This window comes from Erythrobacter crassostreae, from assembly GCF_019204045.1.
In the GTDB taxonomy this organism is placed as follows: domain Bacteria; phylum Pseudomonadota; class Alphaproteobacteria; order Sphingomonadales; family Sphingomonadaceae; genus Erythrobacter; species Erythrobacter crassostreae.
In genome coordinates this window covers 1,909,201-1,935,950 of record NZ_JAGSPC010000001.1, presented here as the reverse complement: position 1 = coordinate 1,935,950, position 26,750 = coordinate 1,909,201, and the positions used below count along the sequence as shown (strand labels likewise).

Genomic DNA, 26,750 nt, shown 5'->3' with positions numbered 1-26,750 from the left:
TTGAACGCGATTGCCGAGTGCCTTACTTGCCTCCGCATGACGGATATGCCCACATTCGAAGCCCGCCCCGAATTTGAACAAAGAATGGCGAGAGCCAAGTTCCGCGCATGGCATCGCGGCACGCGCGAAGCCGATTATATGATCGGCGGTTTCTTTGATCGTTATTCTGCAGAATGGGACGTTCCGACGCTGGAATGGTTCGAAGACCTGCTCGCCGAGGATGATGTGGACGTGATGGCATGGGCGCTAAAAACGGCCCCCGTTCCAGAGAAATTTAAGGGCGAGCAGATCGAAAAGATGCAGGCGCTCGACTACGTCGATATCCCCCGCTAAGCGCTGCATCCTGCCTTATTCGGGAACGGCTGCGTTCCCCGACCTTTGACTGAGCATATATGCCTGATCTGAACCGCATTCTGGCGGCGGAGACCCCGCTGACTCTATCGTCGCTGCCGCGCGGCGCGGTTCCGCTTATCCTTGGCGATCTGGCGCGGGCGGCCAAACAGCGTGCGGTGTTTATTGCGCCCGACGATGCGTCGATGAAGGCTGTGGCCGAAGCCGCCCGGTACTTCGCTCGTGAGGTTGAAGTGCTGGAACTGCCTGCGTGGGATTGCCTCCCTTATGACCGAGCATCTCCGGCGCTTTCCGTAAGCGCAGCGCGGCTTTCTACGCTCTTCAAATTGCAGCATCCATCTGGTGGTTCGCAATTGCTAGTGACGACCGTGAACGCGGCGCTCCAGCGCGTGCTCACACCGTTCCGCATTCGGGAAAGCGTGCGCCAGTTTAAATCCGGCACCACTATCGGGCATAACACCCTTTCCGCGCTGCTCACCCGTCAGGGATATTCGCGCACAGACACCGTGATCGATCACGGCGAATTTGCGGTTCGCGGGTCGATTGTCGACATCTTCCCATCCAGCCTCGAATCCGGTCTGCGGCTCGATTTCTTTGGCGATGAACTGGAAAGCCTGCGCCTGTTCGATCCGAGCACTCAGCGCAGCATCGGGCGGCTCGATTCGCATTTACTGTTGCCTGCATCCGAGGCTTTGATCGATGATGACAGCATCAAACGGTTCCGTTCGCGCTATCGCGAGATGTTCGGCGCAGCGGCAACGCAAGACCCGCTTTATGAAGCGGTAAGCGACGGGCGGCGGCTTGCGGGTATGGAGCACTGGCTCCCGCTTTTTGAAGAACGCCTTGCGACTATCTTTGACCACCTTGCCGATGATGATCTGGTGGTAATCGATCAGGCCGCGATTGGCGCGGGCGATGAACGCATCACCGACATTGTCGATTACCACAAACAGCGCGAGCGCATCGCGGGCGAAAAGGCGGGAAGCTACCGCCCGATTGATCCGACCGCGCTCTATCTGGGTAAGGACGAATTCGAGGCCGCAATTGCCTCTGCTCCCGCCCACCGTGCCAGCATCTTTGCCGCACCGGAAAGCGGCGCGAATATCGACTTCGGCTTTAAGGCTGCACGCGATTTCACGCCTGAGCGGGGGCGCGGTGACAATGTCTACGACGCCGCTGCGAAGCACTTCAAAGAGATCGCCAAGTCGGGTCGTAAGCCACTGCTTGCAGCCTATTCCACTGGCAGCCGTTCCCGCATCGCCTCGATCTTGTCAGAGGCAGGCTGCGAAAGCGTACGGGCGGACACATGGCAGGAAGCGCTAGGCCTCGCCGCCAAGGGCAAAACCGCCGCGATGGTGCTTCCGCTTGAAGCAGGCTTCGCAAATGACGATCTGGAAATCCTGACAGAACAGGACGTGCTGGGCGACCGGCTCGTCCGCCGGAAGAAAAAGCGCAAGGATTCCGACGCGTTTCTGGCAGAATTGCAGGCGCTCACACGCGGCGACCTCGTTGTCCATGTCGAACACGGCATCGGCAAATATCTCGGCCTCGAACCAGTCCCCGTGGGCAAAAGCCAACACGATTGTGTGCAGCTGGAATATAAGGGCGGCGACAAGCTGTTTATTCCGGTCGAGAATATTGACGTCCTCAGCCGCTATGGCTCTTCCGAAGAGGCGGTAATGCTGGACCGCCTCGGCGGCGAAGCATGGCAGAAACGCCGCGCCAAACTGAAAGAACGCATCACCGCCATCGCTGGCGAGTTGATGAAAGTCGCCGCTGAGCGTGCTCTGAAAAAAGCACCAGTGTTCGAAGCGGAAGAAGCCAGCTTCAACCAGTTCGTTGACCGTTTTCCATGGGAGGAAACCGACGATCAGGACGCAGCCATCACCGATGTCTTGCGCGATCTGGAGAGCGGCAAACCGATGGACCGGCTCGTTTGCGGCGATGTCGGCTTTGGCAAAACCGAGGTAGCCCTGCGCGCAGCATTCGTCGCCGCGATGAGCGGGCAGCAAGTCGCGATTGTCGCCCCGACCACCCTGCTCGCGCGTCAGCATTATCAGGGCTTTACTGAACGCTTCGCAGGCTTTCCGCTGAAAGTTGGCCGCTTGTCCCGTCTCGTCTCCTCCAAGGAAATGACAGAGACACGCGAAGGCCTTGCCAGCGGCGATATCGACATCGTTGTTGGCACCCATGCCATCCTCTCCAAATCCACCGAATTCGGCAATCTTGGCCTCGTGATCGTGGACGAAGAGCAACGCTTTGGCGTGACGCACAAGGAGAAGCTGAAACAGCTGCGCTCCGACGTGCATATGTTGACGCTTACCGCCACGCCGATCCCGCGCACACTGCAAATGGCGATGACGGGCCTTCGCGAGCTTTCGACCATCCAGACCCCTCCGGTGGACCGCCTTGCGGTGCGCACATATGTGATGGAGTGGGACGATATGGTGATGCGCGAGGCTTTGCTGCGCGAACATCACCGCGGCGGGCAAAGCTTTATCGTGGTCCCGCGCATTTCCGACATGGCCGATGTCGAAGAATGGCTGCGCAAGAATGTGCCCGAAGTGAAGCCGATCTCCGCGCACGGACAAATGGGCGCAGGCGAGATTGAAGAGCGCATGAGCGCATTCTACGAAGGCAAATACGAAGTCCTGCTTTCGACCACCATCGTTGAAAGCGGCCTTGATCTGCCGAGCGCCAACACAATCATCATCCACCGCGCAGACCGCTTTGGCCTCGCGCAATTGTATCAGCTGCGCGGACGCGTAGGCCGGTCAAAGCTGCGCGCTTACGCTTATCTCTCGTATGAGAAAGAGGTGCAGCTTTCCGAAATCGCAGAAAAGCGCCTCAAGGTGCTTGGCGATCTCGATAGTCTGGGCGCAGGCTTCCAACTTGCCAGCCACGATCTCGATATTCGCGGCGCAGGCAATCTGCTGGGTGATGAGCAATCGGGCCATATCCGCGAAGTCGGGTTTGAACTCTACCAATCCATGCTCGAAGACGCGATCCTTGCCGCGAAGGCTGGGGAAATGGGACTGGAAGCGGCGAAAGACAAAGTCTCACCGCAAATCACTGTCGATGCGCCGATCATGATTCCTGAGGAATACGTGCCCGACCTCGCGGTGCGGATGGCGCTCTATCGCCGCCTCAACCAGGCGCAGGACAAGGCGGAGATTGAAAGCATGGCGGCTGAAATGATCGACCGCTTCGGTGATCTGCCGTCGCCAACCAAGAACCTGATCCGCCTGATCGAGATCAAGCATCAGGCGATCACCGCCAACATTGCCAAGATTGACGTCGGCGCGCGCGGCACGCTCGTTACGTTCCACAACGATGACTTCCCTGATGGACCGGGTCTGATTGCTTATGTTGATCGGCTTGCAGGCACAGCAAAGCTCCGCCCCGACATGAAGCTGGTGATCAACCGCGCGTGGAGCGATCCCGAAAGCCGCCTGAACGGATTGTTCCAGCTGACCAAGGGTTTGAGCGGTATTGCGAAGAAGGCGAAGCGAAAAGCTGCTGCCTAGCGGCAACTTCGCAAATTTCACACCGGAAGCGGAAAGTCAGCTTACGACCCAATACCAGTCCTTCAGTTCGAAGCTGGAGGTCGGTAGTTGAAAGAAAATTCGGCGAACTGGGTTTCAGTCTATCTAGAGAATACAATCCCTCGCTGTGATCAGGCGATCCACAGGTTCGACGATTGCTAAATTTAGAGTTCTTGGAAACCAGACAGTTCCTATGGAAGCGAAGCAGGGGTCAGTTCTTGCTTGCTATCGGGAAATAGCATCATCAGCTCATCGAATCTGGTCTTCATTTTATCGATTCGACCTCGCTCGAGATCGCGGTCTTGAAACGGCCAATTGGCCAAGTCATGGGAATAGCCAGCGAGAAATTCGCGGGCGGTGCTTAACCCACGACCGTCATAAAGCTGTGCATTCCACAGGTCGACATCGACACATTCGGCGATCGTGGCGAGGCGAGCCGCGGCTTCAACGGTATAGATAGAATAGTGCCAGCTGCGCGTGCGTTTGAGTTCCGCAATAAAACGTCCCCGGCGGTCCATCTGCCGAGCAAGGCGATATTCGGGGAACGCCGTGGTGACGTTGCGCGCAGCACTATCAGCGCCAGCGAACAATGCGAAATGAGCTAGGTAGAAATCATAGTAAAGACCGTGATTGTTGGTCTTTTTCATTTCGGCTTCGCCATTTTCGCTGGTTGCCATCCAGACGACGAAATCGCGATACCATTCCTGTAGCGCGCGCCGTTCATCCGCCGATAGCGCGTCGGACGGACCAAGCAGACCAATTGCCTCGATGGTGGTCGAGAGATGCGAAGCCTCGATAACGCCTTCTCCGCGACCCTTTACCTTACCTGGAATTCCCTGTGCAAAATCGAAATGTGGGTTCATCCGAGTTTCTGGCGTGATGAACCACGCGCGAAGCAACTGGGCGGCGTGTCGCGCATAGCGCTCATCCTCGGTCACATAGTAGGCCAGCGCCAAGTCGCGCACATCGTTCGAGAAGCTGCGGAGCCGATCCTTGTCGAATTCCGGTCCCTCACGTTCGGGATTAACCTGACCGTCTTTGCGTATATACGGCAGGCCATCGCGCTTTTTCGGGTCGGGCCACCAATATGGACCGATGGAGGCATAGTCATTTGCCGTCGCACCCGGCGGAAGCTTCGGTTTATCGGTTACGCTGTAGCGCGCGTTGGTAAGCGCACGGTCGGCATCCCGGCGGATTTTAGACGCAACTGCTTCATCCGTAGAGGCACTAGTCTTGATTTGCGCAAGCCAAGCGGGGCGCCAGAGAAATGTGCGGCGCCCGTCGAAATCAGCAGCATATCCGGCGCTACCGCGACAAACAGGCGGAGACGTTTGCGCCTCCTGAGCGTAAGCGGTTTGCGCTGATACAGTCAGTCCGACTGCTATGCAGATGATGCTTAGCTTGCGAAGAAAAGCTTTCACCATCAGCGCGCCAGCCAGCCGCCATCGACGGCGAGAATGTGCCCCTGCACGTATTTCGCTGCATCGGAAGCGAGGAACACAGCTGCTCCGCCGATATCGCCCGGATCACCCCAGCGACCGGCAGGAATACGCTCCAGAATCTGGCGGTTGCGGACTTCGTCTGCTTGCAGGGCAGCGGTGTTATTCGTCGCGATATAACCCGGCGCAATCGCGTTGACGTTGATACCCTTGGCCGCCCACTCATTCGCGAGCAGTTTGGTCAATCCACCGACACCGCTCTTGGATGCGGTATAACTGGCCACGCGGATACCGCCTTGGAACGTCAGCATAGAAGCAATGTTGATGATGCTTCCTCCGCCATTTGCAGCCATCTGACGGCCCGCCGACTGGCACAGGAAGAACAGCACTTTGAGATTGGTGTCCATGACGGCATCCCAATCATCCTCGGTAAACTCGAGCGCGTCATTGCGGCGGATTATCCCAGCATTGTTGACCAGAATGTCCAGCCGTCCAAAAGCATCGACGGTTTCGGAGACGATCCGTTCGCAAGGGTCAGTGCTGGACAGGTCGGCCATCACCACATGCGCGCGAACGCCATGCGCCTCGACCAGTTCGCGCGTTTCGGATGGATCACGGCGAGCTGTAAGCACAATGTCCGCACCGGCCTTCGCCAATGCGACTGCAATCCCCTGCCCGATACCGGTATTGGCACCCGTGACGAGCGCGACACGGCCGGAAAGATCGAAACTGCTATCTGGCATTGGGGTCCCCTCAAGTCTGGGCGTTCTTGCGAATATTACAGGCTGCGAAGGTAGCCGCTGATCTCGTCATCCTGCGAATTGGGGTAAAAATACTCTTCAAACTTCTCGCCAGCGACTGCCGATTTGAGCAAATCCTGATCAATGTTCTTCAACACCGTCATCATATCCTGACAAGTAACGTCTTTCAGACCTGACAGCACACCGCGGTTCTTGGCCATAATCTCGGCCCGTTCTTCCGGATAGCCGAGGCCGCCTTCCTCTTCGAACAGCTTGCGATAGCAGTCCTGCAGATTGAGCTCCGCCGCCCAGCCGAATCCCTTGGCATACGGCATCGAAATTGCGTTGCCGTCATTGATCCGGTTGAACAGGAAGGCGTCTGTCGGATCGATCACGAGGCCGCAGAACACGCCGGGCATCGAATTGCAGGCGAGCATCGAACCCATGCCCGTGCCGCAACCCGTGACAACGAAATCGGCGGCTTTGGAATTGAGCAAGATCCCCGTCAGCAAGCCATTCATCACATAGGTCAGCTGTGCGTCATCTTCCGCAGTATACATTCCGTAGTTAAAGACCTCGTGGCCGAACGGTTCAGCAACCGAGGTCAGTGCCTCGTGAATGATACCGTTTTTCGCAGCCTGGCTGTTCTCGCTGATCAATGCAATTTTCATAAATTCTCTCTCTGGCTATCTGGTGATGCACCTTGCGACCCGAACAGCAGCGCATCGTTTCAGACGTTAGGTAACCGGTGTCATTTTGTGATGCAAGCAGTTAATTTAAGCAAGCCGAAAGCGATGCCCTACACTCGCGAGGGTGGGACGACGGAGTCTCGCTCCATAAGCGTGGATGATAGTTTTACCCCAAGATTGGGGTCGGCTTCTTCGCCGCCGATGATCTTTGTCGCTGCTGCCTTCGCCATTTCCACGATCGGCCAACGTACGGTGGTAAGCGAAGGCCAAATATGGCTCGACAGAGGCGTGTCATCAAAACCGATGATCGAAAGGCCGCGCGGGATTTCAATGCCCCGGCGGCGCGCGGCTATCACAGCGCCGATGGCCATCTCATCATTAGAAGCAAAGATGGCAGTGGGGCGCGCTTCTCCGTCAATCAACGCCAGCCCTGCTTCAACACCCGATTCAAAAGTGTAGCGCCCCTTCGCAATCATCCAGTCGTGGACCGGCAAACCCGCCTCTTCCATCGCCTGCTCGTAGCCAGCACGGCGCTCTGCAGGCGATAGTGAGTCTGGTCCCTCGATAAAGCCGATCTTCTCGTGCCCCATCGCGATCAGGTGCTTTACCGCACCATACACGGCCTCGCGGTCATTCGACATCACGATATGCTCTGGCTTGTCGAGCTCGCGCGAAACCATGCGGACATATTTGGTCCCCAGACTATCGCACAGGCTGGCTAGCTCATCATTCTCTGAAATCGGCGGAAGGAAAACGACCCCATAAGGACGTTGGCGTTCGAGAAACCCGCGAATGTCATCGACGATGGTAGGTGAATTGCGATCAACCGGCTCGACCATCAATCCGAATTCGGTACCCGCAATCCCTTCCAGAATACCCTGCTGCACATTGACCAGGAATTGCGCGTTGGGATTATCGTGGATCGCCGCGATGATGAAGTTCCGGCGCAGCGCCAACGCCCTTGCCTGCGGGTTCGGTACATAGCCGATATCGGCTATCACCTGCTCGACCTGCACCCGCGTTTTTTCGCTTAGCAACGGGGATTTGTTGATTACCCGGCTGACAGTTTTTTTCGAGACTTTGGCAATCCGCGCCACATCGTTGATGGTCGGTTTGCCATTAACCGTCATTAGATTTCTACCCTTCGCCGCTCAGTCCGCACGGACCATAGAGCAAAAGCGGAGAAATTGAAGTATCAGAATGCCTGCGGCAGCCACATGGAGAGCGAAGGCACAAAAGTGATGAGCACCAAGGCTGCAATCAGCGTCAAATAGAACGGCCAGATGGTGCGAACCATTGCCGGAACGGGCATTTTTCCGACTGCCGAACCAACGAACAGCACAGAGCCCACCGGCGGTGTCACGAGGCCGATCCCGAGATTGATCATCAAGATAATGCCGAAATGCACTGGATCAACGCCAGTGGACATCGCGACTGGCAAGAAGATCGGCGTGGTGATCACGATCAGCGGTGCCATATCCATGAAAGTTCCCAGGACCAGCAGCATGATGTTGATGATGATCAGCGTCATGATCGGATTGTCGGTCATCATGCCAATCAACCCGCCAAGCTGCTGCGGTACTTCCAGCAAGGCTAGCGCAAAGCCAAAGGCGGTTGCTGCTGCGATGATGAACAACACCATAGATGCCGTACGGACCGATTTGGCTGCAGCTTCGGTAAAACCCTTCCAGCCCAGGCTACGATAGACGAACGTGCCGATTAGCGCCGTGTAGATCACGGCAATGGCTGAAGATTCAGTAGGCGTGAAGAAGCCACTGAGGATACCGCCCATGATGATGACCCCCGTCATCACGCCGGGCAAGGCGTAAACGACCGCGCGAAAGAACTGGCGCCAACCAGGGAACGTGCCCTTCGGAAGACCACGGCGCTTGGCCACGATCCAGGCAGTCAGCGCCAGCATCGAACCGGTGAGAATACCTGGAACAATGCCCGCCAGAAACAGATCACCGATCGAAACACCGATACCCGATGCAGCGGCGTAGATAATCATATTGTGCGATGGCGGGATAAGCAGCCCGACGATGGCCGCAGTAACGGTGATATTGACCGAGTAGTCTTTGGGATAACCCTTCTCTTCCATCAGCGGGACCATGCTGGAGCCGATGGCAGATGCGCTGGCGATGGCAGAACCAGAGACGGCCCCGAACATCATTGATGCGCCGACATTGACCACACCCAGACCGCCCTGCATGCGTCCGAAGGCAGCATCGGCAACACGGACCAGCCGCTCAGCTATCCCTGCCCGATACATCAGGTCACCGGCAAAGATGAAGAACGGGATCGCCATCAACGTGAACACGCTGATCCCCGCCGCCATGCGCTGGACTGCGACCACCAGCGGAATGTCGATCACGGCAAAAGTCGCGAGCGCTGCGCCAAACAACGCAATCGCCACCGGCACACCTAGTGCGAGCAGCAGCAGCAGAACCACGAAAAGGACAAGGATTTCCATCAGTCGGCCTGCACTTTCTCGCCGCGCCATTCGGCCATGAAATTGGTCACGGCGAACAGTACGATTAGCAGTCCGCAAAATGGTATTGGTAGGTAGGCAGCGCCCCGGCTCACACCCAGCGACGGGATAACAAAATCCCACACCAGCCAGACGAGTTGGGCCCCGTAGACAAGCAGAACCACGCCAAACAACGCGACAACCCCGTTGATAACCAGTCTGATTTTTCGCGCCGCGCTTTCAGATACTGAATCCTCCAGCAAACCGATACGAATATGAGACCCCTCGCGGAAACCTGCTGCCGCAGCAAAGAAAACGTACCAAATCATCAGCACCATCGATCCCTGCTCGGACCAGGACGGGCTGGAATTGAGCACGAAGCGCCCAAACACCTGCCAGCCGATAATCGCCGTCATCAGGATCAATCCGGCAGCGCCGAACTTTACCAGCCAGTCGGAAATGACCCGCATCAGCTATTACCCCCACGCATTGCCATGATACGATCAACCAGCGCCTGCTGCTCGGGCGTATCGATGAAATCCGCCCACATATCGGTCATCAACGCGGTGAACGGCGCGGGGTCTACTTCGTTCACCTCGACGCCCGCATCGGCGATGACCTTCATGCTCTTTTCGACCTGCGCATCCCACAAGGTGCGCATGTAGGGTACCGTGTCTTTTGCAGATTGCCGGACAACTGCCTGGTCTTCAGCCGAAAGTTTGTCCCAACTGACTTTGGACATCACGAACGCCTCAGGCGCCAACAGATGCCGCGTGAGGCTGTAATACGTTGCCACCTCGTAATGGCGGCCGTTCTCGAACGAAGGCCAGTTATTTTCCGCCCCGTCGATCACACCCTGCGATAGCGATTGATACACTTCATCCAGCGGCATCGGTACTGCATCCGCGCCCAGCGCCTTGACCATCGCAACGTATAGGTCGGACCCTGGGACGCGCAGTTTGAGCCCGCGCATATCTTCCGGCGTGTTGATCGGACCGCGCGTATTGTAGAACGAGCGCGCTCCAGAATCGTAGAAACACAAGCCGATCAACCCATGCCGCTCGAGCGTTGCAAGGATTTCATCGCCGATCTCGCTATCGAGCGAGGTCCGCATATGCTCGGTCGATTCGAACAGGAAGGGCAGCGATGGCACGCGCGTGGTCGGTTCAATCGAATTGAGCGGGGCAAGGTTCACGCGGTTGAAATCGAGCCCACCAAATGCGGTCACTTCCAGCGTATCACGCTCGTTACCCAACTGACCGCCCGCAAAGACTTTTAGGCCCAGTCGTCCGTTGGTCCGCTCCGACAACAATTGCCCGAAACGCTCAACCGCCTGCACAGTCGGGTAGTCGCTGACATGCGTGTCAGCTGAGGTAAACACGTTCGACAAACGCGGTTTGCACCCAGCCAGCGCGATCATCCCGCCAGCGGCGGCCGCGCCGACCATTAGATCTCTGCGCCCGATCAGTGTCACGCTAGCGGTTCCGCTTTGGTGAGGGTCAATTCGAGAGAACCAAACTGTCCAAAATCCAACTTCGATCTTGCACCGATCTCTGCCTCATGGACGCCGGTGATAGCGCCAGTGGACACGAACGTGCCGGGCGGCAGCTCGATATTATGCGCCTTCGCGTGATCGAACATGAAGGCAAGCGCCTTACCTGCATCAGCCCAGAAGCTGTCTAGCATCCGAGAGCCGACCAAGTCCCCGTCTATATGCGTTTCTACAGCCGTCTGGTCAGGACTGATCAACTGCCAATCTTCGATCTCCGCGCCCAATAGCAAACCATTGTTGTTACCAAAATCGCTAATCACGGCAATAGGTCCGACATCGTTGATAGCCGGTATCGGGCTGCTGGCAATTTCAGCCCCGATATACATCCGATCCCCCGAGCGTGTGGCTCCGAGCTCTATGATGAACTCGGGTTCGATCGCGCCAAAGCCACAGTCGAAGACCGGCATTTCGGCAGTTTCGCCATCCGATACAAGTACCACCGAACCGGCGAAGATTGGGCCCGTAAGGCGGGTTGCCTTAAAGTGCTCGACAAAGGCGGAAGGCACGCCTCCGACTTTCCATCCAGCAACACGATCGGACCACGCCTCTCGTGAAAGCCGCTGGATTTCATACGCATCCGCAAAGGTTTCGGGAAGCTCGCCGGGGAAACCCGGCAGTGCAATCCCTGCACGCCGGGCTCCGGTCAGAGTATTGGAGATCGCACGAAGGCGTTCATCCGAATCAGTCAACATATCGCTCATGATGCTCTGCCGACTGCCTTGCCCAATCAGAACTTCCCTCGCAGCCCGAAGAAAAACCGGCGACCAGAATAGTCCGCCTGCGCCAGACTGTCACCAGTTGGACGATAGAAGATGTTCGGTTCGTCAAGAATGTTCAGGACCTGGAAGCGCGCCTGCACGCCATCGACAATGTCGACATTGAGCGAGAAGTCGAGGAAGCCCTGATCTTCGGTGAAGCGGTTCTGGCTGGTCCGGAACGGTTTGAAATAGCGGGACCGCCATTTATACGCGAGCCGAGTGCTGAACCAGTCGGCTTCGTAGAAAACCGTCGCATTGGCAGAGTGCTTTGAATAGCCTGGGATGTTTGCCGGCTCTGTAAAGTCAGCGATTGCATTGCCGCTCACCACCACAGGATCTGGGAACTCGAAATTCGAGTCCGCGAAGTTGTAGCTAAGCTGAAAACCCAATCCGAAGTCGAACTTGTGCTGGGCGTTAATTTCGACACCAAGCAAATGGCTCTTATCGCCCGAGTTCACCGTCCGGCCAATGATGACATCGGTTGGAGCGCCGTCGACATTTATCGTCAGCGGGGTGACATCGGTCCGGAAGCCGGTCTGCAGTTGTTTCGCATAGGCGGCAATGGAGAGCGAAGTCGTTTTCGAGGCATACCATTCGAACGAGATATCGCCATTCCACGAGGTTAGCGGTTCGAGGAATGGGTTGCCGCTGGCGCTAACAATCGACCCCAGATCGCCGAGATCAGCGGTATCATCGAAATTAAGCGCTGCTGATAGATTGAGCTGATCAGGCCGGGCCATCGCGCGATATGCCGCGAAGCGCAGCAGCTTGTCCTGGTCAAGCTCAAGGATCAGGTTCGCGCTTGGCAGCCAGTTCCAGAACGAATTGCGTTCCACATTGATGACCGGATCGCCGACCTCGGTGATCGTAATCGTGTCAGGATCGGGGCCAGGGCTGGTAACCAACGCCGAGCTCACTCCGACTGATGTCAGGTCAGTTTTCACACCGCGCAGGCCGATATTGCCGCGCGCGGGAACACCGAACATCATCGTATCGAAATTCGCCTGAACATACCCGGCATAGGTCTTTTCGGTGACGTCGGTATCTTGCGTCGACAAAGTTGAAACGCCAATCGCTGGAACACCTGCATTGATATTGCCAGTCAATGCCGCGAACAATGCGCGCGCATCCCAGGTCGCAAAGGTCAAGCCTTGCATGGTGGTGTTGCTATCGCCTTCGAACAGGTCCTCGACCAAAAACGTATCGCTGCGAGCAGCGATGGCGCCGGCGCTTTGATAATTTCCGGCAACCAACGGCAACGTAGAGTCGATACCGTCGTCCTGAACGCGCTGACGGTCAGCATAGCGAAACCCGACTTGGAAGGACTTGAAAAATCCTTCGGTCTCGTAAGTCGCATCTAGGCGCGCAGCGAAAATACCGTCATCGATATTCTCAAGGCGGCGACGTGCGCGAGCACCATTGTTGTAGAGATCGTGATTGTTGAGATCGAACGGAATGCCCAGATTATCCGAGACCGGATTCGTGTCGGTTAGCGTAAGGTTTGGAATATTCACACCCCGGCGATCGATCTCATAGAACACCCGGCGGTTGGTCCGGATACGCATGTCCAGCTCGTCCTGCCGACGCTGTGTTTGCGAGTAAGAGAAGTCGGCGTCGAGTGTCAGTGGGCCGCTCGTCCAGGCGATGTTGGACCCAAGCCCGATGTATTCCTCGGTCCGCTGGCGCCAGACCGACTGGTTCTCCAGCCGCGTCTCACCGCTCCATGCGAGCAGCGCTCCAGTAGGTGAAATTTCGATCGGTGCAATATCGCGGCGACCATCGGCAACCACCAAATTACCCCGCTCCTCGATATCGTCGCGATAGGAGTATTGCGCGTCCAGCGTGATTTCGAAATTGGGCGAAGGCTGCATCTGGATGGTCGCCATGACCGCATCGCGATCAGCCTGCGTTTTCATTGCGCGATAAATATATTGGTTGGATACGAAATATGTATCCGACGCGCCGGTAGGATTACCCGCCGCGTCAGTGTCGTACGCGCAATTATTACTCTGATCGACACCCTCGATCGTGTTGCAGGGACGATAGGTCGAGCTGCTGGTGAAGATATCTTCCGGCGCTGTGTCGCGGCGAATTTGACCACCGATCGCAATGCCAAGCTGTCCATCACCAAGCTGGAACTGGTCTACATAGGAAGCCGTAAGACGGTAATTGAAGGGATCGCCATCGGTAACGCGGTCTTCGTAATCGCTATATCCGCCCAGCGCCTGAATCTGTAGACGGGTCTTGCCGTAATCAAGCGGTTTTAGCGTCTTCAGTTCGATGATACCGGAAACCCCGCCTTCGATGAAGCTGGCCTGCTGCGATTTGTAGACGATTGCGCCATTGATCAGTTCGGAAGGGAATTGCCCGAAATTGACATCGCGCCCGTCGCTGCCCGAAGAAATTTCGCGCCCATTGAGATAAGATGAGCCAAGAAAAGCACCCAGGCCGCGGATCGACAGTTCCGATGCACCGCCCTTGAAACGGTCCGAGGTAACGCCAACAACTCGCTCAAGCGTCTCCGCTACCGAGAGGTCCGGAAGGTCGCCAATATCGTCACCGACAATGGCATCGCCGATCACATCGAGCTGGCGCTTGGCTTCGAGAGAGCTTTCAATCGTACGGGCAATCTCACCGGTGACGACGATTTCGTTCTCGACAGGTGGCCCTTCGTCCGCCTCGCCCTGATCCTGTGCCCATGCCGCATTGGGCAGCGCGATGCACATCGCCGACGTGAGCAGCGCAAGCCGGAAAGCGGTTTTTCCTGCGCGAGAACCGATCCGGGATTTCGCAGCAATGGCGCCTGTAGAATTCATCATATTTCCTCCCAATACCGGCTTTCTGGCCATTCAACCCCTCAATTGACACCGGTTACCTAATTAATTGACACCGGTGCCATTCAACGTCAATACTCAAATTGAAAAAATTGATATGAGGGATGCGAGAATGCGGAAATCCAAGGCCAGAAAGTTGAAAAAGATAGATTTTTTGTCGACATCTCTAGCGCTCGTTTTGACCGCAGGTCCGCTTGCTGCACAGGATTTACCCACCATCCTGACGGATAACAGTGGCGGATCGGACACATATCTCCCGGACTTCTCTTATGCTGGTTACGGATTTGGAGTGGAACCCATACCACATGTCGGAAATGTCATTGATGTTGCTGACCATGGTGCGATACCCGATGATGGCAAGGACGATAGCATTGCTTTGAAAGCGGCTCTTGCTGCGGCGCACGAAGCGACGGGTCCTGTGCGCGTCCAGATGCATACCGGGCGCTATTTGCTGTCCGAGATACTGTGGATCGAGAAGAGCGGGATTGTGCTTTCGGGAATGGGTATGGGCGATGGCGGCACCGTCCTCCATATGCCCCGTCCGCTCAACCAGATCGACGACGGCGGTGCGCTGAAGGAGATCCGCGAATATCTGGTCGAGAACGACAAGTACGAACGGCAGAAGGATGCCAATCTCGAAGTCATCTTCTCGCCCTATAGCTGGAGCGCCGGCTTTATCTGGACGCGCGTTCCGGGCGGCCGGCATGCAACCTATCTTGAACGCTACGACCGTCCGATCGAGGTGATTGCCGACATTGGTTCCGGGGTTCGCGGCGGTCGAGAATTGACCGTTGCCGACATTAGTGATCTTTCCGTTGGCCAAGTACTCCAAATCCACTGGCACAACCGTGCGGGACCGGACGGACCGCTGATTGCATCACTCTATGGTGAAACCAAGCTCAAAGTCGGTAGCCGCCACTGGGAAATGCCTGAACGACCGTTAGTGCGGCAGGCTACCAAAATCCTCGCTGTCAACGGAGATCAAGTGACGATTGCCGATCCGCTGCTGCACGACATCAATTCTGAATTGCCCGCAAACTTTGCTCGCTGGGAGCATCTGACCGATGTCGGCCTGCAAGACTTCGCGATGGAATTTCCAGAAAACCCCTATTTCGGGCATCATAACGAAGCTGGCTATAATGGAGTTTACTTCACTGGCGTTCACAATGGCTGGATCCGCAATGTCCGGATAAAGGATGGTGATAGCGGCATCCTGACCGATGATATAGCCAATGTGACAATCGAGAATATCGTCACCGAGGGTGAACACAAAGCCCATTACAGCGTCCACGTCGGCAATGTGCACAATGTCCTGATCGACAATCTGACGGTCTACAACCCGACCATTCACGCGCTTAGCTTCAACACGCAATCGACCAAGTCGGTTTACACCAATTCGGCCGTCTGGATGACGCCCACACTCGACCAGCATGCCGGAGCAAATCACCAGAACCTTTACGATAACGTGACGGTGCACCTCACTCCTGACCAGACAAGTGAAGACGGCAATCCGCTATACGATCTCTACAAGGCAGGGGGGGCTGGTTACTGGCAACCCGGCCACGGTCGTTACAACACGGCTTGGAATGTGAAAGTCATTGTCGAAGGCGGTGTTGCGCCCGACGAGCAAGTCGTTATTCTTGGTGGCTCGGAAGGTCCCGATGCACGGGTGATCGGTATGCACGGCAACCGCGAAATCGTCCTCGACCACAGGCCTGAGCCTTACGTGGAGTCGATGAACGCAAAGGTCACCGCCGTGCCGTCGCTTTACGAGTATCAATTGAACCAGCGAAATTCCGAAGGGGCCGCCCAATGACTCAATTCCTTTCGTTCGGTGAGATCATGCTTCGGCTCAAAACGCCGGGTCACGAGCGCTTTTTCCAGTCGCATGAGTTTGAAGCGACCTTCGGCGGCGGCGAAGCCAATGTTGCAGTGGCGTTGTCGAACTACGGTCTTGATTCAGGCTTTGTCAGCGCACTGCCAGATAACGACATTGGTGAAAACGCGATTATGGAACTGCGCAAGTTCGGAGTCGATACCGCACATGTAAGCCGTTCGGGTGATAGGGTTGGTATCTATTTCCTGGAGACCGGCTCTAACCAGCGTCCCTCAAAGGTCGTCTATGACCGCGCAAATTCCTCGATCTGCAATGCGGGTGCGGATGAGTTCGATTGGCCGACGATCTTCAAAGGCGCGAAGTGGCTGCATATCACCGGTATCACTCCGGCATTGAGCCAATCGGCGGCTGATTTGTCGATGGAGTGCCTCAAGGCCGCCAAAGCGGCTGGAGTAACAGTTTCATGCGACTTCAACTTCCGTGGCAAGCTGTGGAAGTATGGCAAGAGCGCTCCCGAAGTGATGCGTGAACTGGTCAAGTATGTCGATGTTGGCATTGCCAATGAAGAGGATTGCCAGAAGTCGCTCGACATAACGGTCGATGTCGACGTGGAATCGGGCGAGCTTGATACCGCCAAATACGAAGCGCTGGGTCAGAAGGTGCTCGACATCTATCCCAAGATGCACACCATCGCGATCACTTTGCGTGAGAGCCTAAACGCGGATCGCAACAACTGGTCCGCATGCCTGCGCACGCGCGAAGGCGGCTTCATGCTGTCGAAGAAATACGAGCTGACCGATATTGTCGATCGTGTCGGCGGTGGTGACAGCTTTGCATCGGCGCTGATCTATGGTCTGAATGCTTACGAAGACCGCCAGCAGAGCCTGGAGTTCGCTGTCGCAGCCAGCGCGCTCAAGCACACCATCCTTGGCGACTTCAACCGGGTCACCGTGCCTGAGGTCAAAAAACTCATGTCCGGCGATGGTTCGGGCAGAGTGCAAAGGTAGATGTAAAATCTGCGAAGGTATCGGAATTGTTATCATAGCGGGTGTCCGCTTTCCACCCCAATGTTAGACATTCAGCGGAGCGGTTCGGCTTCCCGATTTCGGACGCTCGTATCGGACGCCGCTCAACCGTGTCCGCGTCCGCGCGCTGTCTTGGCCAATTCAAGCACTTGATCGCTTTTCATCGGCTGCGCCCGCAGGAAACCCTGCCAGTATTCGCACCCTTCCGAAATAATCGCTGCGCGCTGTATTTCGCTTTCGATTCCCTCGGCATAGATGTCGAGTTCGAGCGCGCGGGCGAGCGCGATAATTGCGCGCAGCACGGCAAGAGCCTTGGCATCGCTGGGCACGCCATCGACCATAATCTTGTCCAGCTTGATCGCGTCCAGCGGCAATTCACGCAGGTAACGGAAGTTGCAAAAGCCTGCGCCAAAATCATCAAGCGCGGTCCGGAAACCGAGGCTGCGCAGCGCGCCAAGCGCCTCGCCCGCCTGCTTCAGATTGCGGAGCAGCAAATCCTCCGTGATTTCCAGCATCAAACGCGACGGAGCAATCTCGCTCTGCCCGATCAATTCAGCAAAATCCGCCGCAAAACGGGGATCGCCCATCTCTTCAGGCGTGATATTGAGCGAAAGGCTGAGCTCTTCTGGCCAAGCCGCCGCATCTTTCAGCGCGCGGGCAACCACATGACGCGACAAAGGCGCGACAAGCGCAGCCCGTTCCGCAATCGCGAAAAGATCACGCGCGCCGATTTCGCCAAGCGTCGGATGCTGCCACCGCGCCAACGCTTCCGCGCCGACAACGGCGCCGGTGCTGCCGGAAAACTGTGGTTGGAACAGAACCTCGATCTCTTGTCGGTCCAGCGCGCTTAGCAAATCACTGTCGAGCGCAGACTCCTTCACGCCGGGAAATGAACCGCGGGTTGGCTCTCTCAACGAATGGGTCAAAGATGATCGGTTCGATTTCATAGCGCGCCTTTAACGGACTTACTCCAGAAAGCTTACACCAATTGCAATCCGACCGAAATTGGAACATCAGGATAACTGACTAATGCCGTTTGGGATCGCGGCGGCATGTCGACCCATATATGCCGGCATCGGCACCATGCCTGAGGGGGCCTGAAAACGGATATGACTACTGCGACCAACGGCGCGACCAATGGATTGACCAATCCGTTTGCGCGCATGGCTCTCCTCGCGTCGGAAACTCCGCAAGCCCAGGCGGCTTACGAGGCGCTTCTCGGGCAAGTGGAATGGGCACCGATTGAAGAGGCTGACGTGGCCGTGGTTCTGGGCGGGGACGGCTTTATGCTTCAAGCTCTCCACGGAATGCTGGATGCCGGGCGGATTGTACCTGCTTACGGCATGAATCTGGGTACGGTCGGCTTCCTGATGAACCGCTATGACAAGCGCGCCGTGATCGCCAACCGCCTTGCCAAGGCGCACCGGAAAAGCATTGCGCCGTTGAGGATGGAGGCTGTCCTGCAGGACGGTGAAACACAAACTCTGTGCGCTATCAACGAGGTTTCACTGTTGCGTGAAACGCGCCAGACCGCAAAGATCGAAATCACAGTGGGCAGCCGGGTTCGGATTAAAGAACTGGTTGGCGACGGGGTGCTGGTGGCAACGCCTGCGGGATCGACCGCGTATAACTTCTCTGCGAACGGCCCGATCCTGCCGCTGGACAGTGAGTTGCTTGCCCTCACCCCAATCAGCCCGTTTCGCCCCCGCCGCTGGCGCGGCGCGATCCTACCTGACCATATGCGTATCAAGCTGCGCGTGCTCGACCCGCAGAAGCGCCCTGTCGCTGCCGTGGCCGACCAGAAAGAACTCCGAGATATTGCCGAGGTTACTTTGGAAATAGCGCGCGATACGGAGCTAGAATTGCTGTTTGACCCAGGCCAGTCGCTGGAAGAACGCATCGTATCAGAGCAATTTGTAACTGATTGAGAAAAACTGCTAGTCAGGCGCAAATCGGTTGCATCGCAACCGCAAGGGCGACCGCCCGTCCGCAGGCCCGAATGGGCCGAGGAATTCGCGCACCGGATGGTGTGCGGAAAAACCAAAACACCTCTTGCAAAGAAATCCGCGCGCCCATATAGGCGCTGCTCGCACCGGAGAGACATACCGGTTGCTGTTCCCCGATAGCTCAGCGGTAGAGTAGGTGACTGTTAATCACTTGGTCGTTGGTTCGAATCCAACTCGGGGAGCCATTTTCTTACATTGAAGGTTTTGGCACCGCTTCAGCTCACTGATAGCAGCCGTACCCCCACAACAAGCACCAACGCCGCTGTCAGCCATCTGATCCAGCGTTTCGGCAGCACTTTCACCGCCATCAGGCTACCGATCTGGCCGCCAATTGCGACCGCAACGAGCAGCGGTAGCGCCGCACCGATTGCGCCGCCAAAAGCTCCCGGCCCCTGCTTAAGCAATTGCCCCGCCAGGCCGAACAGCGAATTTATCAGGATGAACAGGCTTGCCGTTGCAGCGATTGCGCGGGCGTCTTTCCACCGCGTGAGATGGAGCAGCGGTGCAAGGAAAATGCCTCCGCCGATCCCTACGACGCCTGCCAGAAAGCCAAGGGGCGCCGCGATCAAGGGCATATAGCGGGCAAGACGCATTGGTTCACCGGCCTGCCCTTCGCGCACCGGCAGCAGCATGGTCGCCGCTGTCAGGACAAGGCTAGCCCCGAGCAGCAACATGAAGTTACTTTCACCAATAGATATCAGGCCGCCCAAAAACGCGGCAGGAGCCGCCAGAGCGGTCATAAGCAGCGCGCCGCGCCACGGCGTTACGCCTGCACGCGCAAAGCGGATGGTTCCGCCCGCGACAACCACGATATTGCAAGCCAGCGCCACCATCGGCAGCAGCCGGTAATCTAGACCCGAAATCGCCAGCAGCGCGGCATAAGTAGAACCGCCGCCAAAACCCACGCTGGCGTAGAGCAGCGCGGTAAGCAGGAACGCGAGCGCCAAGAGTGCCGGAACGGCTCCGATCATCGCGCGCGCATCCCCTGCCTAAGCCCGTTTGCGCCTCATTCAGCGCTCAGCTTTGAACCCGCCGTCGTCGCTGCGCCATGGCAATGCTTGTATTTGTTGCCGCTGCCACATGGGCACGGCGCGTTGCGGCTCACGTTCAGGTTTGCATATGGGTTGTCCGTGTTCGAACCGCCCGATCCCGAAGCTGCCCGCGGCGATCCGGCAAGTGAGCCGAACAACTCGGGACGCTGCGCCGAACCATCGCCATCGTCCGAATTGTCCAGACCTGTAAGCGGATCGATGTGTCCGGTCAGGAAGTCCGGCAGATCAGGCAGAGCCTCGGCCTGTGGCTGCGCGACCTGAATTTCAGATTTGAACAGGATCTTCGTCACTTCCTCACGAAGCGTGTCGAGCATGTTTTCAAACAGACCAAATGCTTCTTGTTTGTATTCGTTGATCGGCTGTTTCTGCGCGATGCTGCGCATCCAGATCACCTGACGCAGCGCATCGAGCGTGGCGAGGTGTTCTTTCCAATGGAAATCGAGCTGACGCAGCAGCACATCTTTTTCCACAAGACGCCAGATCGCGGGGTCGTTCTTGGCGACCTTCTCTTCCATCAATCTGTCGGTTTCAGTGCGCAGGCGCTCTTCGAAGATTTCCGGTTCAACCTGGTCTTCGCCAACCCATTCTTCAAACGGCATGGTGAGGCCAAACACTTCTTCGACTTTCGTCTTAAGGCCTTCGATATCCCATTGCTCCGGGTATGACCCTGGCGGGCACGAGGCCGCGATGATCGAATTGATCGAATCGTGGCGCATGTCGAGCACAACATCATCGACCGTTTCAGACTCCATGATCTCGCCGCGCTGCTCGTAGATCACCTTACGCTGATCGTTCATCACGTCATCGTATTGAACAACCTGCTTACGCGTATCGTAGTTGCGCGCCTCAACCTTTTTCTGGGCCGTTTCGATCGCTTTTGACAGCCACTTGGACCCGATTGCCTCGCCATCTTCGAGGTTCGAATTCATCATTTTTGAAAACAGCGTGTCCGGGCCAAAGATGCGCAGAAGATCGTCTTCAAGACACAGGTAGAAACGCGAAAGACCCGGATCACCCTGGCGGCCCGAACGGCCGCGCAGCTGGTTATCAATCCGACGGCTTTCATGGCGTTCCGTGCCAAGCACAAACAACCCGCCCGCTTCGAGAACCTTCTGCTTCTCTTCGGCGACCGCCTCTTTGATCTTGGCGATGGCGGCGTCCTTTTCAGGTCCGCCCTCCATCGTTCCGGTTTCATCTTCGATCCGGAAATCAAGATTACCACCCAGCTGAATATCGGTACCGCGGCCCGCCATGTTGGTGGCGATAGTCACCGCGCCAAGACGGCCGGCCTGCGCCACAATATGCGCCTCGCGCTCATGCTGACGCGCGTTGAGAACTTCGTGCGTCACGTTCTCTTTGTCGAGGAATTCGCTGAGCAGTTCGGATTTCTCAATCGAGACCGTACCGACCAAAACCGGCTGGCCGATCTCGTTCTTTTCTTTGATGGCCAGCGCGATTGCCGCAAATTTGTCCATCGTGTTCTTGTAGAACTCATCTTCCTCGTCGATCCGCGCGACAGGAAGGTTGGTGGGAATCTCGACGCAGTTGACGCTGTAGATATCCCAGAATTCTGCCGCTTCGGTTGCTGCCGTACCGGTCATGCCGGACAGTTTTGGATACATCCGGAAGTAGTTCTGGAACGTAATCGAAGCCATCGTCTGGTTTTCAGGCTCGATCTTCACGCCCTCTTTGGCTTCGACAGCCTGATGAAGACCGTTTGACCAACGGCGGCCATCCATCATGCGGCCGGTGAACTCATCAATGATAACAACCTTGTCGTTCTTCACGATGTAATTGTCATCGCGCTTGAACATGTGAACGGCTTTGAGAGCCTGATCGAGGTGATGGACGACTTGGGTGTTCTCCACGTCGTAGAGGTTCTCTGTTTCCAGCAGACCTTTCTCGATCAGCAGAGCTTCAACCTTGTCCAGACCATCTTCGTTCAGCTGGATGTTTTTGGTCTTCTCATCCTTGTCATACCACTCTTCGGGGATCTCTTTCGCGACCTCATCAAGCGATACATAAAGGTCAGACTTGTCCTCTGTCGGACCAGAGATAATCAGCGGGGTCCGCGCTTCATCGATCAGGATCGAATCCACCTCATCAACAATGGCGAAGTTAAACGGGCGCTGCGCCATCTGGCTGCGCTCATGCTTCATATTGTCGCGCAGATAATCAAAGCCATATTCATTGTTGGTACCGTATGTAATGTCGGCATTATACGCATCGCGTTTGGCCATTTCGTCCATATTCGGAACGACGACACCGATGGTCAGACCCATCCAGTTGTACAATTGCCCCATCCATTCCGCGTCACGCGCGGCGAGGTAGTCGTTCACGGTCACAACGTGAACGCCCTTACCCTCAATCGCGTTGAGATAGACAGCGAGCGTCGCCATCAGGGTCTTACCCTCACCCGTGCGCATCTCAGCAATCTCGCCGCGATGCAGCACAATGCCGCCGATTAACTGGACATCGAAGTGGCGCATGCCGAACACGCGAACAGATGCTTCGCGGATGGTCGCGAACGCTTCCGGCATAATGTCATCAAGGGTGCTGCCCGCGTCCAAAAGGCCGCGAAACTTATCCGTTTGGCCGCGCAGTTCATCATCGGAAAGCGCCTGAAGCTGCGGCTCAAGCGCGTTGATTTCATTTACGATTTTGCCGACAGATTTGATGTAGCGATCATTCGAGGAACCGAAGACCGATTTCATTAGCGATTCAAACATGGAAGGTGTGCCTTAATGTGGATCTGGCCCGCGCTTCCGGGGCCAATACAATTCTGGAAATACAATTGGAGCATCGCACGGCCAGTTGCGGCGTGCGGAAAATCAGAAAGAACGCGTCCTATTCGTAGGCGCGGTCAATTCCCATCAGCACCGGCACCCGCATTGATCGCGGCATGGGCATGGGCTTCTTTGCTCTGCAGCCTTTTTTGCGTTTCGCGGCCTTACCGGGATCACGCGTTGATTGCGTTGCATGATCTGCCGATGCGTTTTCAGCAGCAGCAGAAACGCTGGTATTGCAGGAAGAAGCCGGGTGGGCATAGGACGCAGTGGCCGTGCCACCAAGTGCAGCGAGGCCTGAAAGCATGGCCAGAAAGGCAAATAACTTACGCGTCATGTCGTCCCTAGATAGGCACTTCTGGTCAAAACGTCCACTGCAATGCTTCGCGTCGCCGTGAACATCTCGCCCGCCTTACTCCTCAATCGCTTCAGCTTTCACAATCACTTGCAATTCGATGGTTTTCGCAATCGGGTTACCATCCTCATCCCGATAAACGGAACGCGCTGGCCGGTTCATCCCTGGACACGGCTCGCGCTCGAATGTCTGACGCATGCGATCGGAGATTTCACCGCTCAATTCGACGACATCGCAATCGGACACTTCGCCGTCTTTGGCTACGTTGTAGCGGACATGAATCGTCGCCGAGCCGGCAAATTCGGGCTCGCGCTTGGACCAAACCTGACGGTCGCGATGCTTTGATTCAACCGGCATTCCGGTTTCATCTGTACCCGGCTCAAACTTTGCGCGCGCAACCGCTGTTTCGCATGTCTTTGTATCGAGTGCTTCATAGCCAGAGCTCTCGATCACCTCGCACGATGTCGCATCACCAGCAGCGTTCACCGTCAGTTCGAATTCGACCATACCCTCTTCGCCAGCAACCCAGGATTGAGGCGGATAATCAGCAGCGGTCGCATCCAGCGCCGAAAAATCCATCAACCTTGGTGGATTGATCCCTTCTTTGCCGACTTCGTCATAGGGGGAGGGTATATAAAGCGACTGAGAGCCTGAAGCTTCTGCATCCTCAGCCGCTTCCATCGCATCTTTTGCTGCCTCAGCAACAGCCTCCGCAGCATCAACAGCTGCCTCCTCAGCCGACTGGGCATGAAGAGGAGCCGTAGCCAGCATGGCAAGAGCGATCGAAGGCACAATAAATTGTTTCATAGCCCGGGGGTTACACCACCGTTTCCGGCTTGCAAAGCTTTCGCGCATCGCCGGAATTTCGCCCTGACGATTGCGATGCAGCACGATCCTTATTAGGGCGAGCGTCATGGAACTGTCGACATCTCCGCTTGCACTCCCCTTCCCCGAAATGCCCTCGATTGAGGGCGTAACACTGCGCGTCGCGCGGGCTCGCTACAAGGAATGGGACCGCTACGATCTGACCTTTGTCGAATTGTCGGAAGGCACATCGGCCGCAGGCGTTTTCACTCAAAGCGCATGTGCATCAACCGAGGTGGAACTTGGTCGAGAACAGATCAAGGAAGGCAGCGCGCGCGCGCTGATTGTGAATGCGGGCAATTCCAACGCCTTTACCGGCCATCGCGGCGCCGAGGCCGTGGAGCAAATCATGGCTCAAGTCAGTGAAGAAATGGGCTGCGCGCCGACCCAAGTGTTTGTATCCTCAACCGGCGTAATCGGCGTGCCGTTGCCCAAAGACCGCGCGCGTGAGGGCGTCGCCAATGTCCTTTCCGCGCAGCCATGCGGCTGGGAAGATGCGGCGGATGCCATCGCGACCACCGATACATTTGCTAAGGGGGCTCACGGTTCGGCTATGATCGGTGACACCCGCACCGAATTATGCGGAATCATCAAGGGCAGCGGCATGATCGCGCCGGATATGGCGACGATGCTTGGCTATATCTTCACCGATGCCGATATCGCTCCTGCGTTCCTGCAAGAGCTGCTGAACGGCGCAAATGCCAAAACCTATAGCTGCATCACAGTGGATGGGGACACATCCACGAGCGATACCGTGCTCGCATTTGCCACCGGTAAGGCCGGACACGCGCGGATAGAGAATTGGGACAGCCCCGGCGCTGACGCGTTCGCCGCCGCACTAACCGACGTTTGCCGTCAGCTTGCCCAATTGGTCGTCCGCGACGGCGAAGGGGCGAGCAAGTTCATTGCTGTTCAGGTTTCAGGTGCCAACAACGATGAAAGCGCGCGCCGCGTCGGTCTTGCGGTTGCGAACTCACCGCTCGTTAAGACGGCAATCGCCGGCGAGGACGCCAATTGGGGCCGCGTGGTGATGGCCGTGGGCAAAGCAGGCGAACCGGCTGATCGTGACAAGCTATCAATCGGGTTCGGCGGCGTCTGGGCAGCGCGCAATGGTGTGCCCGTTGAAGATTATGACGAAGCGCCGGTTGCAGAGCATTTGAAAGGCGCAGAAATCGATCTGACCGTTGACCTTGGAATCGGGGATGGCGCGGCGACAGTATGGACCTGCGACCTGACCCACGGATACATCTCTATCAACGCGGACTACCGGAGCTGATATGAGCGAGCTTTCCGCCCTGGATGCTGAATTGCGCGATCTGTTTCGTTTCGCTGCTGAGCGATCCATGCTGCCACGTTTTCGCGCGCTGGCTGACGATGAAATAGAGATGAAGGGCGAGGATGATCCTGTCACTATCGTCGACCGGGAAGTCGAAAGCTTCCTAACCGATGCGCTGACAAAGCTCGCTCCGGGGGTTGCCGTAGTGGGTGAGGAGGCTGTGCATGCCGACAAAGCCGTGCTGGACCACCTTTCAGAGCAATGCTGGATCATCGATCCGCTCGACGGCACCGCGAACTTCACCGAAGGCAAGGAACCGTTCGGGATGATCGTCGCTCTGGCTGACGCAGGTAAAGCAATCGCGGGCTGGCTGTATGACCCCATCACAGGCCGTCTCTGCCATACAAAAGCGGGCGAAGGCGCATTCGTGAATGGGGAAAAAGTCCGCGCGCGAACCACTGGATCCGATCCTCAAATCGCGGCGATTGCACGGGGATTCCTAAACGAAAAACAGAACGCGCATGTCGATGCGACCATCGCGCCGCATTACACGCTGGTCGACATACCGCGCTGTGCGGCGGAGCAGTATCCTCGTCTCGCGCTGGGTCAGAATGATGTGTCGACCTTTGAACGAACCCTAGCGTGGGACCACGCCGCGGGGATACTCTGGCTCAACGAGGCGGGCGGAAAAGCCGCGCGTCCGGATGGCAGCGAATACCGCGTCGACGAGCACGAAAAAACCGGACTGGTTGGTGCATCCAGCCCGGCTATCTGGGATGAGTTTGTCGGACGGATTTCAAATCCGCCCGACTAAATCAAATTCAAATTTCGCTTTCAAGCCATTCTTTGAGTTGGTTTTTTGGCGCTGCACCGACTTTGCGAGCGACCGCTTCGCCGTTCTTGAACAGAACCATCAGCGGGATCGACTGAACACCCATCTCGGCAGGAATGCCGGTGTTCTCCATGATGTCCATCTTGGCAATTGTGACCTGCTCGCCCAGCTCATCGCTGATTTCCTCGAGCGCTGGCGCGATCATTTTGCATGGCCCGCACCAGTCCGCCCAAAAATCGACCAGCACAGGCTTATCGCTTTCGAGAACATCGGCTTTGAAATTGTCGTCGGTCACATTGATGGTGGCCATGATTTATCTCCTGTAGATCGGTTGCATTC

General features: G+C 56.7%; 22 protein-coding genes and 1 tRNA gene. 8 read left to right on the top strand and 15 right to left on the bottom strand.

Annotation, left to right across the window (positions count from 1 at the left end; all coding sequences use genetic code 11):
* Positions 1 to 36 precede the first annotated feature (36 nt).
* Together KCG46_RS09490 and mfd are read left to right on the top strand one after the other, a co-directional pair.
* A complete protein-coding gene (locus tag KCG46_RS09490) occupies positions 37 to 333 on the top strand; it encodes an FAD assembly factor SdhE (RefSeq protein WP_218404987.1) in 297 nt (98 codons plus the stop codon).
* A gap of 59 nt (positions 334 to 392) precedes the next feature.
* Complete coding sequence (mfd, locus tag KCG46_RS09485) at positions 393 to 3,878, top strand: transcription-repair coupling factor (RefSeq protein WP_218404986.1); 3,486 nt, start codon at positions 393 to 395, stop codon at positions 3,876 to 3,878.
* 209 nt (positions 3,879 to 4,087) lie between these two features.
* Here the strand turns inward: mfd and KCG46_RS09480 are convergent, their stop codons facing one another.
* The 9 genes from KCG46_RS09480 to KCG46_RS09440 all read right to left on the bottom strand — a co-directional run bounded on the left by KCG46_RS09480 (position 4,088) and on the right by KCG46_RS09440 (position 14,363).
* A complete protein-coding gene (locus KCG46_RS09480; protein ID WP_218404985.1) occupies positions 4,088 to 5,320 on the bottom strand; it encodes an alginate lyase family protein in 1,233 nt (410 codons plus the stop codon).
* A complete protein-coding gene (kduD, locus tag KCG46_RS09475; protein WP_218404984.1) occupies positions 5,320 to 6,078 on the bottom strand; it encodes a 2-dehydro-3-deoxy-D-gluconate 5-dehydrogenase KduD in 759 nt (252 codons plus the stop codon). Before kduD ends, KCG46_RS09480 begins: the two co-directional genes overlap by 1 nt.
* Before the next feature lie 35 nt (positions 6,079 to 6,113).
* A complete protein-coding gene (locus tag KCG46_RS09470; protein WP_218404983.1) occupies positions 6,114 to 6,746 on the bottom strand; it encodes an RpiB/LacA/LacB family sugar-phosphate isomerase in 633 nt (210 codons plus the stop codon).
* A gap of 128 nt (positions 6,747 to 6,874) precedes the next feature.
* Positions 6,875 to 7,894 carry a LacI family DNA-binding transcriptional regulator gene (locus KCG46_RS09465; RefSeq protein ID WP_218404982.1) on the bottom strand — a complete coding sequence of 340 codons (1,020 nt, stop codon included), beginning with the start codon at positions 7,892 to 7,894 and terminating at the stop codon, positions 6,875 to 6,877.
* A gap of 65 nt (positions 7,895 to 7,959) precedes the next feature.
* Positions 7,960 to 9,237 carry a TRAP transporter large permease gene (locus tag KCG46_RS09460; protein WP_218404981.1) on the bottom strand — a complete coding sequence of 426 codons (1,278 nt, stop codon included), beginning with the start codon at positions 9,235 to 9,237 and terminating at the stop codon, positions 7,960 to 7,962.
* Positions 9,237 to 9,704 (bottom strand): TRAP transporter small permease, encoded by a 468-nt coding sequence (locus KCG46_RS09455; protein WP_218404980.1) that lies wholly within the window; start codon positions 9,702 to 9,704, stop codon positions 9,237 to 9,239. Before KCG46_RS09455 ends, KCG46_RS09460 begins: the two co-directional genes overlap by 1 nt.
* Entirely contained in the window at positions 9,704 to 10,708 is a 1,005-nt protein-coding gene (locus KCG46_RS09450; RefSeq protein ID WP_369410186.1) for a TRAP transporter substrate-binding protein, read from the bottom strand. Before KCG46_RS09450 ends, KCG46_RS09455 begins: the two co-directional genes overlap by 1 nt.
* Positions 10,705 to 11,487 carry a 2-keto-4-pentenoate hydratase gene (locus tag KCG46_RS09445; RefSeq protein WP_218404979.1) on the bottom strand — a complete coding sequence of 261 codons (783 nt, stop codon included), beginning with the start codon at positions 11,485 to 11,487 and terminating at the stop codon, positions 10,705 to 10,707. Before KCG46_RS09445 ends, KCG46_RS09450 begins: the two co-directional genes overlap by 4 nt.
* Before the next feature lie 26 nt (positions 11,488 to 11,513).
* Entirely contained in the window at positions 11,514 to 14,363 is a 2,850-nt protein-coding gene (locus KCG46_RS09440) for a TonB-dependent receptor (protein ID WP_218404978.1), read from the bottom strand.
* Positions 14,364 to 14,532: 169 nt separating this feature from the next.
* Here KCG46_RS09440 and KCG46_RS09435 point away from each other — a divergent pair, with 169 nt between their 5' ends.
* Positions 14,533 to 16,194 carry a glycosyl hydrolase family 28-related protein gene (locus tag KCG46_RS09435; RefSeq protein WP_218404977.1) on the top strand — a complete coding sequence of 554 codons (1,662 nt, stop codon included), beginning with the start codon at positions 14,533 to 14,535 and terminating at the stop codon, positions 16,192 to 16,194.
* Entirely contained in the window at positions 16,191 to 17,222 is a 1,032-nt protein-coding gene (locus tag KCG46_RS09430) for a sugar kinase (protein ID WP_218404976.1), read from the top strand. Before KCG46_RS09435 ends, KCG46_RS09430 begins: the two co-directional genes overlap by 4 nt.
* 122 nt (positions 17,223 to 17,344) lie before the next feature.
* Here KCG46_RS09430 and KCG46_RS09425 read toward each other — a convergent pair whose 3' ends face one another.
* On the bottom strand, positions 17,345 to 18,187 hold the full coding sequence (locus KCG46_RS09425) for an EAL domain-containing protein (RefSeq protein WP_218404975.1): 843 nt from the start codon (positions 18,185 to 18,187) through the stop codon (positions 17,345 to 17,347).
* Positions 18,188 to 18,349: 162 nt separating this feature from the next.
* Between KCG46_RS09425 and KCG46_RS09420 the strand changes: the two genes are divergently transcribed.
* Both KCG46_RS09420 and KCG46_RS09415 read left to right on the top strand, forming a co-directional pair.
* On the top strand, positions 18,350 to 19,168 hold the full coding sequence (locus KCG46_RS09420; protein ID WP_218404974.1) for an NAD kinase: 819 nt from the start codon (positions 18,350 to 18,352) through the stop codon (positions 19,166 to 19,168).
* A gap of 188 nt (positions 19,169 to 19,356) precedes the next feature.
* Positions 19,357 to 19,431 (top strand) — tRNA-Asn (locus KCG46_RS09415).
* Between the two features lie 30 nt (positions 19,432 to 19,461).
* On the opposite strand, the gene KCG46_RS09410 is transcribed toward KCG46_RS09415, so the two are convergent.
* The 4 genes from KCG46_RS09410 to KCG46_RS09395 all read right to left on the bottom strand — a co-directional run bounded on the left by KCG46_RS09410 (position 19,462) and on the right by KCG46_RS09395 (position 24,246).
* On the bottom strand, positions 19,462 to 20,217 hold the full coding sequence (locus KCG46_RS09410) for a sulfite exporter TauE/SafE family protein (RefSeq protein ID WP_218404973.1): 756 nt from the start codon (positions 20,215 to 20,217) through the stop codon (positions 19,462 to 19,464).
* Between the two features lie 35 nt (positions 20,218 to 20,252).
* Positions 20,253 to 23,027: a preprotein translocase subunit SecA gene (secA, locus tag KCG46_RS09405; protein WP_218404972.1), complete on the bottom strand. Its 2,775-nt coding sequence runs from the start codon at positions 23,025 to 23,027 to the stop codon at positions 20,253 to 20,255.
* 118 nt (positions 23,028 to 23,145) lie between these two features.
* Positions 23,146 to 23,421, bottom strand: coding sequence for a hypothetical protein (locus KCG46_RS09400; RefSeq protein WP_218404971.1), 276 nt, complete (start codon positions 23,419 to 23,421; stop codon positions 23,146 to 23,148).
* Positions 23,422 to 23,496: 75 nt separating this feature from the next.
* Positions 23,497 to 24,246 (bottom strand): energy transducer TonB, encoded by a 750-nt coding sequence (locus KCG46_RS09395; protein ID WP_218404970.1) that lies wholly within the window; start codon positions 24,244 to 24,246, stop codon positions 23,497 to 23,499.
* 106 nt (positions 24,247 to 24,352) lie between these two features.
* On the opposite strand from KCG46_RS09395, the gene argJ reads away from it, so the two are divergent.
* Together argJ and KCG46_RS09385 are read left to right on the top strand one after the other, a co-directional pair.
* Positions 24,353 to 25,579 carry a bifunctional glutamate N-acetyltransferase/amino-acid acetyltransferase ArgJ gene (gene argJ / locus KCG46_RS09390; protein WP_218404969.1) on the top strand — a complete coding sequence of 409 codons (1,227 nt, stop codon included), beginning with the start codon at positions 24,353 to 24,355 and terminating at the stop codon, positions 25,577 to 25,579.
* Between the two features lies 1 nt (position 25,580).
* Entirely contained in the window at positions 25,581 to 26,393 is an 813-nt protein-coding gene (locus tag KCG46_RS09385; RefSeq protein ID WP_218404968.1) for an inositol monophosphatase family protein, read from the top strand.
* 7 nt (positions 26,394 to 26,400) lie between these two features.
* On the opposite strand, the gene trxA is transcribed toward KCG46_RS09385, so the two are convergent.
* Entirely contained in the window at positions 26,401 to 26,721 is a 321-nt protein-coding gene (gene trxA, locus KCG46_RS09380; RefSeq protein ID WP_218404967.1) for a thioredoxin, read from the bottom strand.
* Positions 26,722 to 26,750 lie beyond the last annotated feature (29 nt).

Excerpts from the sequence above, each read along its gene's own strand:
- KCG46_RS09440 (WP_218404978.1), bottom strand. The coding sequence starts at position 14,363 with ATGATGAATTCTACAGGCGCCATTGCTGCGAAATCCCGGATCGGTTCT.
- KCG46_RS09395 (WP_218404970.1), bottom strand. The coding sequence starts at position 24,246 with ATGAAACAATTTATTGTGCCTTCGATCGCTCTTGCCATGCTGGCTACG.
- argJ (WP_218404969.1), top strand. The coding sequence starts at position 24,353 with ATGGAACTGTCGACATCTCCGCTTGCACTCCCCTTCCCCGAAATGCCC.
- KCG46_RS09455 (WP_218404980.1), bottom strand. The coding sequence starts at position 9,704 with ATGCGGGTCATTTCCGACTGGCTGGTAAAGTTCGGCGCTGCCGGATTG.
- KCG46_RS09425 (WP_218404975.1), bottom strand. The coding sequence starts at position 18,187 with ATGAAATCGAACCGATCATCTTTGACCCATTCGTTGAGAGAGCCAACC.
- KCG46_RS09430 (WP_218404976.1), top strand. The coding sequence starts at position 16,191 with ATGACTCAATTCCTTTCGTTCGGTGAGATCATGCTTCGGCTCAAAACG.
- KCG46_RS09385 (WP_218404968.1), top strand. The coding sequence starts at position 25,581 with ATGAGCGAGCTTTCCGCCCTGGATGCTGAATTGCGCGATCTGTTTCGT.
- KCG46_RS09465 (WP_218404982.1), bottom strand. The coding sequence starts at position 7,894 with ATGACGGTTAATGGCAAACCGACCATCAACGATGTGGCGCGGATTGCC.
- mfd (WP_218404986.1), top strand. The coding sequence starts at position 393 with ATGCCTGATCTGAACCGCATTCTGGCGGCGGAGACCCCGCTGACTCTA.
- KCG46_RS09445 (WP_218404979.1), bottom strand. The coding sequence starts at position 11,487 with ATGAGCGATATGTTGACTGATTCGGATGAACGCCTTCGTGCGATCTCC.
- KCG46_RS09470 (WP_218404983.1), bottom strand. The coding sequence starts at position 6,746 with ATGAAAATTGCATTGATCAGCGAGAACAGCCAGGCTGCGAAAAACGGT.
- KCG46_RS09480 (WP_218404985.1), bottom strand. The coding sequence starts at position 5,320 with ATGGTGAAAGCTTTTCTTCGCAAGCTAAGCATCATCTGCATAGCAGTC.
- trxA (WP_218404967.1), bottom strand. The coding sequence starts at position 26,721 with ATGGCCACCATCAATGTGACCGACGACAATTTCAAAGCCGATGTTCTC.
- kduD (WP_218404984.1), bottom strand. The coding sequence starts at position 6,078 with ATGCCAGATAGCAGTTTCGATCTTTCCGGCCGTGTCGCGCTCGTCACG.
- KCG46_RS09420 (WP_218404974.1), top strand. The coding sequence starts at position 18,350 with ATGACTACTGCGACCAACGGCGCGACCAATGGATTGACCAATCCGTTT.
- KCG46_RS09410 (WP_218404973.1), bottom strand. The coding sequence starts at position 20,217 with ATGATCGGAGCCGTTCCGGCACTCTTGGCGCTCGCGTTCCTGCTTACC.
- KCG46_RS09460 (WP_218404981.1), bottom strand. The coding sequence starts at position 9,237 with ATGGAAATCCTTGTCCTTTTCGTGGTTCTGCTGCTGCTGCTCGCACTA.
- KCG46_RS09400 (WP_218404971.1), bottom strand. The coding sequence starts at position 23,421 with ATGACGCGTAAGTTATTTGCCTTTCTGGCCATGCTTTCAGGCCTCGCT.
- KCG46_RS09490 (WP_218404987.1), top strand. The coding sequence starts at position 37 with ATGACGGATATGCCCACATTCGAAGCCCGCCCCGAATTTGAACAAAGA.
- secA (WP_218404972.1), bottom strand. The coding sequence starts at position 23,027 with ATGTTTGAATCGCTAATGAAATCGGTCTTCGGTTCCTCGAATGATCGC.